Annotated in this window: 7 protein-coding genes; 1 reads left to right on the top strand and 6 read right to left on the bottom strand. The window is 69.1% G+C overall.

All coding sequences use genetic code 11. The features are described 5' to 3' along the window. Nucleotides 1-95: 95 nt before the first annotated feature. From AACH40_RS00035 to AACH40_RS00015, 5 genes are all read right to left on the bottom strand, one after another. A complete protein-coding gene (locus AACH40_RS00035) occupies nucleotides 96-1,322 on the bottom strand; it encodes an NAD(P)/FAD-dependent oxidoreductase (protein WP_338643697.1) in 1,227 nt (408 codons plus the stop codon). 88 nt (nucleotides 1,323-1,410) lie between these two features. Further along, complete coding sequence (locus AACH40_RS00030; protein ID WP_338643696.1) at nucleotides 1,411-6,114, bottom strand: NAD-glutamate dehydrogenase; 4,704 nt, start codon at nucleotides 6,112-6,114, stop codon at nucleotides 1,411-1,413. Nucleotides 6,115-6,320: 206 nt separating this feature from the next. Beyond that, nucleotides 6,321-7,313, bottom strand: a complete 993-nt coding sequence (locus AACH40_RS00025; protein WP_169494514.1) for an LLM class flavin-dependent oxidoreductase — start codon at nucleotides 7,311-7,313, stop codon at nucleotides 6,321-6,323. Continuing rightward, the gene (locus AACH40_RS00020; protein WP_338643694.1) at nucleotides 7,310-8,284 is read right to left on the bottom strand and encodes a tetratricopeptide repeat protein; all 975 of its coding nucleotides are present in this window, start codon (nucleotides 8,282-8,284) and stop codon (nucleotides 7,310-7,312) included. Before AACH40_RS00020 ends, AACH40_RS00025 begins: the two co-directional genes overlap by 4 nt. A gap of 21 nt (nucleotides 8,285-8,305) precedes the next feature. Further along, a complete protein-coding gene (locus tag AACH40_RS00015; RefSeq protein WP_338643693.1) occupies nucleotides 8,306-9,064 on the bottom strand; it encodes an alpha/beta hydrolase in 759 nt (252 codons plus the stop codon). Between the two features lie 67 nt (nucleotides 9,065-9,131). On the opposite strand from AACH40_RS00015, the gene AACH40_RS00010 reads away from it, so the two are divergent. Continuing rightward, a complete protein-coding gene (locus AACH40_RS00010) occupies nucleotides 9,132-10,418 on the top strand; it encodes a glycosyltransferase family 39 protein (RefSeq protein WP_338643692.1) in 1,287 nt (428 codons plus the stop codon). A 1,019-nt stretch (nucleotides 10,419-11,437) separates the two neighbouring features. Here the strand turns inward: AACH40_RS00010 and dnaA are convergent. After that, nucleotides 11,438-12,823 carry a chromosomal replication initiator protein DnaA gene (gene dnaA, locus AACH40_RS00005; protein WP_169493976.1) on the bottom strand — a complete coding sequence of 462 codons (1,386 nt, stop codon included), beginning with the start codon at nucleotides 12,821-12,823 and terminating at the stop codon, nucleotides 11,438-11,440.

Raw genomic sequence — 12,823 nt, 5'->3', positions numbered from 1 at the left:
TCCTTCCCCTTGCAACGCAGCGCAACCCGCGACGAACAAGAGCGGTCCTTCGACAAGCTCAAGGACGGACGGAACTGTGAGATCAGAGCGAGGATCTAGACAAGTTCCTTGAGCGGCACGGCGGCATCGGCGAGCTTCTCGGGCGCGATGGCGGCGCGCGTTTCGACCAGCTTCTTGCCCTGCACATAGTCCTTGACCATGTTCACGCAGTCGAGCGCGATCACCTTGCCGCCCTTGAGGTAGATCACCGAAAACGAGCGCGTTGCCGGATCGCCGCGCAGCACCGTGGCATCGTGCCCGGTCGACAGGCCCACGGTCTGCAGGCGCAGGTCATACTGGTTGGACCAGAACCACGGGGTTGCCTTGTACGGCACCGGATTGCCGCAGATCGCCTTGGCCGCGGTCGTCCCCTGGTCGTTGGCGTTCTGCACCGATTCGAGGCGGATCACCGCGCCATCGGCGAAATCGTTGGCATGGGCCGCGCAATCGCCGATCGCGTAGACGTCGGGCAGCGAGGTGCGGCAGTATTCGTCCACATCCACGCCATTGCCACCCGCCGCGCCCGCGCTGAGCAGCGGGCCGACCGAGGGGATGATGCCGATGCCGACGATCACGATCTCGGCCGGCAGGACGCTGCCATCGGCCAGCTTCACGCCGGTCACCTTGGCGCCGTCGCCCTCGATGCAGTCGACCGCGACCTCGGTGCGCAGATCGACGCCGTGGGCGCGGTGTTCGTCCTGGTAGAAGGTCGACAGCGCTTCGCCCGCGACGCGCGCCAGCACGCGCGGCAGCGCTTCGAGCAGGGTCACGTGCACGCCGAACTTGGTCAGCACCGCCGCCGCTTCCAGCCCGATGTAGCCGCCGCCGATCACCACCGCGGTCTTCGCGCCGGCATCGAGCTGGCCCATCAGCGTATCGACATCGGCGCGCGTGCGCACGGCGTGGACGCCGGCAAGATCGGCCCCGGCGCACGACAGGCGGCGCGGATCGCCGCCCGCTGCCCAGATCAGCGAGCCGTATTCGACGCTCGATCCATCGGCGAGGGTCAGGACCTTGGCCACGGCATCGACCTTGGTCACTTCGCGGCCCAGGGCCATGGTGACCTGCTTGTCTTCCCAGAACTGCGCCGGGCGGATCAGGATGCGGTCGAAGGTCTTGTCGCGGGCCAGGTATTCCTTGGACAGCGGCGGGCGTTCATAGGGCAGCTCGGGTTCGCGCCCCAGCACCAGGATCGAGCCTTCGAACCCGTTCTGCCGCAAGGCGATCGCCGCCTGCGCCCCGCCGTGCCCGGCCCCGACAATGACAACGTCCGCCTTATCCATGCCACGATCCTCCACGTTTGGTGGCCGAATTGGCAGAAAAGACGGACGCGTCAACTAATCGTGGTCAAAAAGTCGGATTGGGCCAAACTCAGCGCATCAGCAGCGTGCGCGCCTGGCTGGCGATCTGGGCGAGCATGGCGGGCGCGGGCACCGGATTCGCCTGCGCCCGGGTGATCAGCGCGCGGAACTGGCGCACCGGCACTTCGTGCGCGGCGAACCAGCGCGCGACGCCGCCATCGGGATCGCCGCCGCCGTTGCGGGCAAGGAAGTCCAAGCGCATCTGCTGGAAATCGCGCGCAAGGCCCGAAACCAGCAGCCGTTCCCACGTGTCCGACGGGTTGGACCGGCTGGCCGCCTGCTGCGCCCAGTCGAGCCCCAGCCCCGCGCCCAGATCGGCAAACGCGCCCGTAAGCCGCGCCGCATCGACGTTCAGCTCGCCCGCAAGGTGGGCCAGCCCGATCGCGCCGTCGAGATCGAACAGGTGCGCCACGCGATCGACGATCGCATCGGGCACGCCCTGGGCCGCAAGGTCCTGCCGCATCCGCGCCGCCTGCGCCTGCGCTTCGCCGCGCAGCAGTTCGGCCGCGGTGTGCGACAGCAGGCCGACGCCGCCGGCCAGATCCTCGATCAGCGCATCGGGCGAAAGCGTGCCGCGCCCGGCGCGCAGCACATCGGCTACATGGCCGCGCAGGCCCCGCGCCACGCGTTCGAACATGGCGATGCGCTGGTCTTCGGCCATCGCCGTGTCATCGAGCAGGCTCCATGTTTCGGGCAGGTCGAGCAGCCGTTCGGCGGCGACGAAGGCGGCTGCGACTTGCGCCAGCGTGCAGCCTTCCTCTTCCATCAGTTCGAAAGGATGGACCGGGCCCATGCGGTTGATGATGCGGTTGGCGAGCTTGGTCGCGATGATTTCGCGGCGCAGGCGGTGGTGGACGATCTCGGTTTCGAAGCGTTCCTGCATCTGCGGCGGGAACGCGGCGACAAGTTCGACTTCCATTACCGGATCGTCGACCACGGGGCTGTCTTCCAGCGCGCGCTGCAGCACCAGCTTGGCGCTCGACAGCAGCACGGCGAGTTCCGGGCGGGTGAGGCCCAGCCCGGCGCCCGCACGGCGCGCATAGTCCTCGGCGCTGGCGAGGCCCTCGGTCTTGCGGTCGAGATCGCCGCCTTCCTCGAGCACGTCGATCACCCGCGACTGCGCCGGCACCGCGCCCGCGCCGCCGCGTTCGGCAATCGACAGGGCGAGCGCCTGCAGCCGGTTGTCTTCCAGCACCAGGTGCGCGACCGCGTCGGTCATCTCGGTCAGCAGCGCGACGCGGCCGTCCTCGTCGAGGTGGCCCGCGCGCTTGGCCGCAGCGAGCGCGATCTTGATGTTGACCTCGTTGTCCGAACAATCGACGCCGGCCGAATTGTCGATGAAGTCGGTGTTGATGCGCCCGCCGTGGAGCGCGAATTCGATGCGCGCGGCCTGCGTGGTGCCAAGGTTGGCGCCTTCGCCGATCACCTTGGCGCGCACTTCGTTGGCGGCGACGCGGACAGTGTCGTTGGCGGGATCGCCCACCTCGACGTTGTTCTGGTGGCTTGCCCGCACATACGTGCCGATGCCGCCGAACCACAGCAGGTCCACCGGGCTCTGCAGGGTGAGCGAGATCAGCGTGTCGGGGTCGATCTCGTCGAGCGCAACGCCGAGCAGCGCCTGGACCTGCGGCGAGAGCGGAATTGCCTTCATCGTGCGCGGGAACACGCCGCCGCCTTCGGAAATCAGGCTCTTGTCGTAATCGTCCCAGCTCGACCGCGGCAGCGCGAACATGCGCGCGCGTTCCGCCCAGCTTGCCGCCGGATCGGGATCGGGATCGAGGAACACGTGACGGTGGTCGAAGGCGGCGACCAGCTTTATCGACTGGCTGAGCAGCATGCCGTTGCCGAACACGTCGCCCGACATGTCGCCGCAGCCCGCCACGCGCACCGGTTCGGACTGCACGTCGACGCCCATTTCCAGGAAGTGGCGCCGCACCGACAGCCACGCGCCCTTGGCGGTGATGCCCATCGCCTTGTGGTCATAGCCCTTCGAGCCGCCGCTGGCGAAAGCATCGTCGAGCCAGAAATCGCGTTCGGCGGCGATGGCGTTGGCAACGTCGGAGAAGGTCGCCGTGCCCTTGTCGGCGGCGACGACGAAGTACGGATCCTCGCCATCGCGGATGACCACGCCGGCCGGATGGACCACCTTGTTTTCGACGATGTTGTCGGTGATCGACAGCAGCGTGCGGATGAACACCTGGTAGCTGGCCTTGCCTTCGGCCAGCCAGCCTTCGCGGTCGGCCGCAGGATCGGGCAGCTGCTTGGGATAGAACCCGCCCTTGGCCCCGGTCGGCACGATCACCGCGTTCTTCACGCGCTGCGCCTTCATCAGGCCAAGGATTTCGGTGCGGAAGTCGTCGCGCCGGTCCGACCAGCGCAGGCCGCCGCGCGCCACGGGCCCGGCGCGCAGGTGGATGCCTTCGACGCGTGGCGAATAGACGAAGATCTCGCGCCACGGCACCGGCCGGGGCAGGCCGGGGACCAGCGACGAATCGATCTTGAAGGCCAGCGCTTCCTCCGCTGCCGGGGCAAAGGCATTGGTGCGCAGCACCGCTTCGACCACGGCGCGGAAGGCGCGCAGCAGGCGGTCGTCGTTGATCGCGGCCACGCCCGCAAGCCCGGCACGGATCGCCTCGGCCGCATCGCCTTCGGCCTTGGCGCGGTCGCCGGAGAACTTCGGATCATGCCGCGCGGCGAACAGCGCGACGAGCCCGCGCGTGACCGCACCCGCATTGCGCAGCGCATCGACCACGGTCTGGATCGTGAAGGTAAGGCCCGTCTGGCGCAGATAGCGGAACCACGCGCGCAGCCAGTTCGCCTCGGGCGCGGACAGGCCCACCGCCACGATCAGGCGGTTGAACGCATCGTCTTCGGCCTGGCCGTTGAGCACGGCGGCAAGCGATGCCTCGATCGCGCCTGCGCGCGCCAGCAGGTCGTCCGGGTTGCTGCCCACGGGCGTGCCGACGAGGAAATCGTGAATGAAGCCCAGCCGCCCCTTGTCGAGCGCGGTGGGCACTTCTTCCAGCACGCGGAAGCCGAAGTTTTCCAGCACCGGCACCGCGTCCGACAGGACGATGGCGCCTTCGCGCTGGTAGAGCTTCAGGCGCAGCCCTTCCTCACCGGCCAGACGGTGGAGGCGCGCGGCGCGGCGCGGGGCGTTGGTGCCGTTGAGGCCGCGCAGCACGCGGATGTCGTCCGCCGCCTCGCTCGCGCCTTGCGCGGCGCGATAGCCGACCGGAAACGCCTCGGCATAGCGGGTGGCGAGCGCGGCGGCGCGCGAAGGCTCCTCGGTGCGGGCAAGCTCGGCCTCGACCGCGCCGGCCCAGCCGCGCACCATCGCCTGCAACGCCGCATCCAGCGCGGCTTCGTCGGGCACGTCCTGCCCGTCGCGGATGTCGAGCACGAAGCGCATCATGGCGAGCGTGCTGCCTTCGACCTGCAGGCTCCAGTCGAGCACCTGCGCGCCGGTTTCGGCCTCGAGCATCGCCTTCACCTGCAGGCGCACCTCGGTCGACTGCACGTCGCGCGGCAGCCACACGAAGGCGAAGAGATGGCGGGCGAGCGGGGCGCGGACCAGCGCGAGGCGCGGCCGCGGGCGGTCGACCAGGCTCATCATCGTGGTGGCGATGCGTTCCAGATCGTGGTCGTCGAAGCCGATCAGCAGGTCGTGCGGCAGCGCGGTCAGCGCATGGACCAGCGCCTTGCCCGCATGGCCCTGCGGCGCGAAGTCGAACTTGTCCATCAGGTCGGCAAGCTGGGTGCGCATGCGCGGGATGCGATCGGGCGCGGCGGCCAGCGCCGCGCTGGTCCACACCCCGGCGTGGATCGAGATCGCCACCACCTGACCCTGTTCGATCACCGGCACGATGAACAGGTCGAGCGGCACGCGGCGGTGGACGCGCGCGATGCGGTTGGCCTTGACGATCAGCGGCGCACGGCCGGCTCCATCGGCACCCACGTGGTCGAACCAGGCGAAGGCGCGTTCGTAGGATGCAGCGGCGAGCAGCGTCTGGTCGCTGGCGCGGCAGATGCCGAGCTTGTCCCCTTCGCTGCCATCGCGGCGGCGGGTGACGTGGCCCAGCTGCGTCAGCATGCCATCGGCCAGCCAGCGCAGCAGCGCGGCGCCTTCGGGATCGGCCAGGCGGCGCGCATCTTCCTGCATCGCTGCCTGCATCCGCGGCCAGTCGGCCACGGCGGCGTGAACGTCGTCGAGCGTGGCGGCGAGCGCGCTGGTCAGGTCGCGCCGGGCCTTGGCATCGGCGCGTTCGGTTTCGAGATAGACGATCGATTCGCGGCTTTCGCCCGGCGCATCGCCATCGGGCAGCGCCACCAGGTGGCCATCGCCATCGCGCCGGACGGCCACCACCGGGTGGACCAGCCGGTCGATCGACAGGCCCTGCGCGGCAATCGTCGCGGTGATCGAATCGACCAGGAACGGCATGTCGTCGTTGACCACCGCGATGCGCAGGTAGCGCGCGCTGGTTTCGCTGCCGCCCACGCTTTCGATCGCCATCGATGCTTCGCTGCCGCGCCGGCGGTGCGCGGCGATCATCGCGAAGCGCGCCGCTTCGGCCAGGCGCTGGCTGTCGAAATCGGCCTTTTCGGCGGGGAGGAGCGAAGCGGCGAAGCGGCTGGCAAGCGTCGTCGCCAGCGCGCCAGACGGATCGATGCCCGTGGCTGGGGCGGCGGTGGGGTCGATGGAACTCGTGGCCATGGCGTTCTTCCCGCTGGACCGGCGCGATGCGATGTCGCGTCGTTATAATTTTATGTCATTGCACTGTTGCAATCGTACGCGTGATATTCTTTTCGTTACGCGACTTCAAGATGCTCGTCGCCCGTGAATCCACGCTAGGCTTGGCCGCGTTAACAGCGTGCGGGCGAGTCCGTTCCGCGCGAATGCTTAGTCGCGCAGCCAAGCCTTCAAGCGGGGACAGGACCCGAGACCGCTTCCATCGTCAGTTCGAGCGAGCGGCGGCGCAGCGCCGGATCGAATGTCGAACCCGAAACGATCAGTTCGTCCGCGCCGGTGCGCGCCTGGAACGCTTCGAGCCGTTCGCGCACGGTGCGCGGGCTGCCGATCGCCGAAACCTGGCGCATGTGGGCCAGCATGGCTTCGGCCTGCGGCGGCAGCGTATCGCGATAGCCCGGCACCGGCGGCGGCAGCTTGCCCGGATTGCCGCTGCGCAGCCGCACGAAGCTCTGGTCCATCGACGAGGCGAGCAGCACCGCTTCCTCGTCGGTGGGCGCGGCGATCACGTTGATCGCGGCGGCGCAGTAAGGCTTGTCGAGCGTGGCCGACGGGGTGAACCGTTCGCGATACATCTTGAGCGCGGCATCGAGGTGATCGGGCGCGAAGTGCGAGGCGAAGGCATAGGGCAGCCCCAGCATCGCCGCGAGTTGCGCGCCGAACAGGCTCGATCCCAGGATCCACATCTGCGGCGCAGAGCCCAGCCCCGGCGTTGCCTGCAGATGCAGGCGGCTGTCGCCGGCGAACTGCAGCTGGAGTTCGAACACGTCGTCGGCGAAATGCTCGGCCGCGCGGTTCACGTCCTTGCGCAGCGCCTGGACGATGCGCTGGTCGGCACCGGGCGCGCGGCCCAGCCCCAGGTCGATGCGGCCGGGGAACAGCGCGTCCAGCGTGCCGAACTGTTCGGCGATCACCAGCGGGTTGTGGTTGGGCAGCATGATGCCGCCCGCGCCGATGCGGATGGTCTTGGTGGCGTGCCCGACGTGCGCCAGCGTGACCGCGACCGCGGCGCTGGCGATGCCTTCCATGCCGTGATGTTCGGCCACCCAGTAGCGGTTGTAGCCGCAGGCTTCGGCGGTCTGCGCCAGCGCCGCCGCATCGGCGAGCGCCTGGCCGACCGTGCCGCCCTCGACCACGGGGACCAGATCGAGGACGGATAGCTTCATGGCGTGGCCTTCTTTTCCGCTGCGGGGCCACCCGGTGCGGGGGCCGATGCCGTTGCAGAGGATGTGGGAACAGGGCCGAGTTGTTCAAGATAGCCGCGCGCGGTCTTTGCCTCCGGGCTGTTCGGCGCGGCCTTGATCACCGAATCCCACGATTTCATCGCGGCGACGTCGCGCCCCGCCAGCACGGCGATGACCCCGGCTTCGAGCCCGATGGCGGGATCGCGCGGATCCTTGGCGGCGGCCACCTCGATATCGCGCTGGGCCCGATCGAGATCGCCACCCCGGCGGGCGAGCGTTGCCGACAGCAGCCAGCCTTCGGCGTCCTCGGGCGCAAGGCGATGCGCTTCATCGAGCGCGCCACCGGCTTCGGCCATCCGCCCGGCGGCCACCAGCGCGCGGGCGCGATCGGTCTGGAGCGAGGCGCGCGCGGCGTTGTCGCCCACGCCTTTCAACGCCAGCGCCTGGTCGAACCAGTCGACCGCCTTGTCGGCATGCCCGCCTGCCAGCGCGGCGTTCCCGGCCATGCCGAGCAGCTGGAACGACGATGCCGCCTGTTCGGGCGGGATCGTCGCCACGGCGGCGGCAAAGGCCCCTTCGGCCCCGGCATAGTCGCCGCTTTCGTTGAGCAGCAGCCCCAGGCACTGGTTGGCGCGGGTGCGTTCGAAATCGGTCTTGGCACCATCGCGCCACAGCCGCGCCGAAGCGAGCCCGGCGGTCAGGTCCTGTCGCCCGGTGGCGAGGCAGGCGGCAAGACGGTCTGGCATCTGCTTCTTCTCCTCGGACGCGGCGCCATCGGTGCCCGGCGCGGTTTCGACCACGCGGCGGCGGCGCGGGATCGGCAGGGGCGATGCCTGCTGCGGCGAAGGATTGGGGCCGACCTGCAGATGGGCGGGCTGGGTCAGCGGAACAGGCGTCGCCATCGCGGCGAGAAGGGGCAGGGTCAGGATCATCGGCGTGTCAGCATCCTTCATGCGCCGCGGGCGGAGAGCATTTCAGCCCCCGTCCGCGGGCAAGGCATCGAGGGTGCGCAGCAGCAGGGCGATGTCCTGCTCGCGCGACAGGCGGTGGTCGCCGTCCTTGATCAGGTGGACCTGCACATCGGCTGAACGCAGGGCGGCGGCATGGCGCAGCGAAACGTCCCACGGCACGTCCGGATCGGCCTGGCCGTGGATCAGGCGCACCGGGCCATCGAACGGGATCGTGTCCCCCAGCTGGCGCTGCGCCTCTCCATCCTGCCAGAACGTGGCGTGGGTCGGCGTGGGTTCGGGGCCATAGGGATTGTCTTCGAAGATCGTGCGCCCGGCGGCGAGTTGCGCCTTCTGCGCCTCGCTGAAGCCCCAGTCGGTGAAGTCGGGCGCGGCGGCAATGCCGACGAGCGCGGCGGTCCTGTCCGGAATGGCGCGGGCGACGAGCAGCATCAGCCAGCCGCCCATCGACGATCCGCACAGCACCGCGCGGGCAATGCCCCTGGCCGCGATCAGGTCGACCACCTCGTCGCGCCAGCGCGACAGCGTGCCGTCGGCAAAATCGCCTTCGGACAGGCCGCAGCCCGAATAATCGAGCAGCAGGCAGGCGCGCCCTTGCGCCGCGGCATGGGCGAGCACCGCTTCGGCCTTCGATCCCGCCATGTCGGACATGTAGCCGGGCAGGAACACCAGCGCCGGCTCCGCGCCGGAAAGGAAGCGGTGGGCAAGGCGCAGGCCGTCAGGGCCGGTATGGTGGGCGACGGGGGCAATGGCATCGGCGGTCATGACCGCTTGCCTATCGGCTTTGGCGGGACAACGCTATGTTTACGCCAAGCTGCGAGACACTACCCTTGTGAACCCTTCGCCCCCTGCCCTGCTCCAGCGCTTGCTGCTCCACCGGCGCTTCATCGCCTTGGCGTTCGCGCTGCTCGTGCTGCTGCGGCTGGGCGCGATCGCGCTGGCGGTGACGCCGACCTCGGACGCCGATTTCTACTATTCGCGCGCGGCGAGCCTTGCCGCCGGGCTCGGCTATCTTGCCAATGATGGCCATGCCACCGCCTATTGGCCGCCGGGCTGGCCGATGGCGCTGTCGGTCGCCTTCCGCCTGCTCGGCACCTCGATCTGGACGGTGGGGCTTGCCAACCTTGCCGCCGCAGCGCTGTCGGGCTGGCTGCTGCTCGATCTCGCACGGCAGGTGACCGGATCGGAAAGCGCCGCTCGCCTCGCGCTGCTGGGCTATGCGGTCTACCCCAACGCGGTGCTCTACACCCCGCTCGCGCTGACCGAGGTGTTCTACACCCTGCTGCTGCTGGCGAGTTGCTGGCTGCTGGCGCGGCCCGGGGCCTGGCGCACGCTGGCGGGCGGGCTGGTGCTGGGGATGGCCACGCTGGTCAAGGCGCAGACGCTGATCGTGGTGCCGCTGGTCCTGGGCATCGCGCTGCTGCGCGAACGGCCGATCCTGCCCCGGCTGCCGCGCGCGCTGGGGCGCGGGCTTGCCGTGCTGGCACTGGCGGGGGCGGTGGTGCTGCCCTGGTCGATGCGCAACGAGCGCGAGCTGGGGCGCTTCGTCGCGGTGTCGACCAACGGCGGGATCACCCTGCTGACCGGCAACAACGACAGCGCGCGCGGCGGCTTCACCCCCGAAGACCCGGTGGTGCGCGCGCTCGATGCGCGGCGCGACCTGACCGAACTGACCTACGACGACGCGGCGAAGCGGCTCGGCCTCGACTGGATCAGGGCCCACCCGATGCGCTTTGCCGTGCTGATGCCGCTGAAGCTCGCCAAGCTGTGGGTCAGCGACGGCGAAGGCGTCTGGGCCTATGAAACCGGCGCGAAGCACTACGACGCGCGCGCTTTCCTGCTGATCCGCGCCGCCAACCAGGCGCTCTACTGGGCGGTGCTGGCGCTGGCCCTGCTGGCGATTCCGCTGACCCTGCTGGCGCGGCTACGGGCCGGAGGGGGCGCGGGGCTGGGTGCGGTCGACTGGTGGTGCCTGCCCTATGCCATCGCCGCCTACCCGAGCGCGATCGCGATGGTCTTTTCGGGCCAGTCGCGCTTCCACTTCCCCGCCATGCCCTTCCTGTTCATGGCGGCGGCGAGCGCGATGGTGTTCTGGCTGGAGCGGCGACGCGCGGACTGACCGCGAGACATGGAGCCGCATCCGGCGGCGAGCCCGGACGATAACGCCGTTGGGAAGGTACGGACCTGCGCGACCGGCGCGGGCGCCATGCGTGGCGCTTGCGCGTGGAGGGCAAGAGGAACGCTGTGGCGAGTGGCCGGCGGGGCGTTGGCTATCCCGGATCGGCTCAGCCTGAATTCGGACGGGGGCTCGAAACCCGGGCGGCGGCTCGCAAGGCGGCCCGGTCCGTAGCGATAAGTCCCTGAAGGATCAGCCCGGACGGCTTCGATCGGCGTGGAAGCGGATCTTCGGCAGGTCATGGGGCACTGTGACTTCAGGGAGGCGCTGCCACGCGGTTGAACCACCGCACCACATCCGCCCGTCCGTTGCAGTGGCGTTGGGCTGCCCTGAGGGACTTGGGGCTTAACGCCCTCGCTGCCGTATCCCTTGAGAGAGATCCGGCTCCCGCAGCGCCGACCCGCGCCGGTCGCGTCGGAGTATGACCTTTCGGCTGACCCCGAAGGAGCGAAGAGCAAGCCGGCCATGCCGCTCCCGGTCCGTGGGGATGGCGTATAACCTATATGGTACGTTTTGTCAAGGTTTGAGGGGGAAGAGACAGATGCGAGGGGGATACCCCCTCGCGCTCCCGGGACGTCTTCCGGCGCTTAGGTCAGTGCTTTGGGGCTTCGTTGCGTGCTGTCTGGCGGTTGCGCCTGGGAGAACAAGGGCAGCCCTTCGACAGGCTCAGGGCAGGCGGTTTGGCGGGGAGGGGGTGCTCGTTCCTTAAACGTCATGCCAGCGTAGGCTGGCATCGCTGGCGGTTTGCGGGACTGTTGGGCGGCGCTCGGTGGCCAGCGATCCCAGCCTTCGCTGGGATGACGTTTTGTGCGCTCCCACACCCCGTCCGTCCTGAGCTTGTCGAAGGACTGTTCTTTTCTTTGGGCCGCGCGCCGCGCTCGCACACCTCCACCACCCTGCGGGTGGTCCCCCTCACCTGTCAGGGGAGGATCGTGTGGGAGGGCAGTCCCGGCCCCTCCAGCTCAGTCTTCGAGCTGGCGCAGCAGGGTGCGGACGTCGCCGTCCATGTCGGCGTCGCGGGCGCGCAGTTCCTCGATCAGGCGGACGGCGTGGATCACGGTGGAGTGATCGCGACCGCCGAACTTGCGGCCGATCTCGGGATAGGAGCGCGGCGTGAGCACCTTGGCGAGGTACATCGCGACCTGGCGCGGGCGCACGACCGCGCGGGCGCGGCGCTTGCTGGCCATTTCGGTGCGATCGACGCGGTAGAACTGGCAGACGGTGCGCTGGATCTCGTCGATGGTGATGCGGCGGCGGTTGGCCGACAGGATGTCGGTCAGCTGTTCTTCGGCAAGGCTCAGGCTGACCGGCTGGCCGGTGAGCTGGGCATAGGCGATAAGCTTATTGAGACCGCCGACCAGCTCGCGCACGTTGCGGTTGATGGTACGGGCCAGGAACTCGATCACGTCGCCCGGCACCTGTGCGTTGCCGAAGCGGGCCAGGCGGTGTTCGAGGATCTTGCGGCGCAGCTCGATGTCCGCCGGCTGGATATCGGCAACCAGGCCCATCGACAGGCGCGAAAGCAGCCGCTGTTCGACGCCATCGAGCGCCTGGGGTGCACGGTCGGCGGCGACGACGAGGCGCTTGCCCGCGCTCATCAGCGCGTCGATCGTGTGGAGGAATTCCTCCTGCGTGCTGGCCTTGCCGATGATGAACTGGATGTCGTCGACCAGCAGCATGTCGAAGCCGCGCAGGCGCGACTTGAACTCGATCATCTCGTTCGAGCGCATCGCCTGGACGAACTCGATCATGAAGCGTTCGGCCGAGCAGTAGAAGATCCGCGCGCCCGGCTTGTTGGCGGCATAGGCGTGGCCGATGGCGTGGAGCAGGTGCGTCTTGCCCTGTCCGGTCGAGCCCTTGAGGTAGAGCGGCGAGAACTGCGGGGTTTCGACCGCGGCCATGCGCTGCGCGGCGTTCACCGCCAGCACGTTGGCCGAGCCCGAGACGAAATCGGCGAAGGTCAGCGAGGGATCGAGCCCGGCGAGCGTCGATTCGGCGATGGCGGGCGCCACGGGCCGCGCAGGCGCCGCCGGTTCGAACGCGGCGGCCACGCGCAGATCGGGCATGGCGCGGCGACGGGGGTGGACCGTGATGCGCACCTGGCGCACTTCCGAACGGGCGATCTTCCAGGCGAGGCTGAGGCGATCGGCAAAGCGATCGGCGACCCAGTTGGCCGAGAATTCGGTCGGCAGGAACAGATCGAGCGTGCCGGTATCCTTGCAGAAGCTGCCAAGCTGGATCGGCTTGATCCACTGGCTGTGCAGCTGCGAACCCAGGTCCTTCTTCAGGCCCTGGCTGATGTCCGCCCAATCGGCCGCCAGATCCAGGGCTTCCTGGTCCTCGATCAT

The organism is Novosphingobium olei, assembly GCF_037076535.1.
Taxonomy (GTDB): Bacteria; Pseudomonadota; Alphaproteobacteria; order Sphingomonadales; family Sphingomonadaceae; genus Novosphingobium; species Novosphingobium olei.
The sequence above is the reverse complement of the archived record's forward strand: the minus strand, read 5'-3'. Positions and strand labels throughout refer to the sequence as shown.

Excerpts from the sequence above, each read along its gene's own strand:
- AACH40_RS00035 (WP_338643697.1), bottom strand. The coding sequence starts at position 1,322 with ATGGATAAGGCGGACGTTGTCATTGTCGGGGCCGGGCACGGCGGGGCG.
- AACH40_RS00030 (WP_338643696.1), bottom strand. The coding sequence starts at position 6,114 with ATGGCCACGAGTTCCATCGACCCCACCGCCGCCCCAGCCACGGGCATC.
- AACH40_RS00025 (WP_169494514.1), bottom strand. The coding sequence starts at position 7,313 with ATGAAGCTATCCGTCCTCGATCTGGTCCCCGTGGTCGAGGGCGGCACG.
- AACH40_RS00020 (WP_338643694.1), bottom strand. The coding sequence starts at position 8,284 with ATGAAGGATGCTGACACGCCGATGATCCTGACCCTGCCCCTTCTCGCC.
- AACH40_RS00015 (WP_338643693.1), bottom strand. The coding sequence starts at position 9,064 with ATGACCGCCGATGCCATTGCCCCCGTCGCCCACCATACCGGCCCTGAC.
- dnaA (WP_169493976.1), bottom strand. The coding sequence starts at position 12,823 with ATGATCGAGGACCAGGAAGCCCTGGATCTGGCGGCCGATTGGGCGGAC.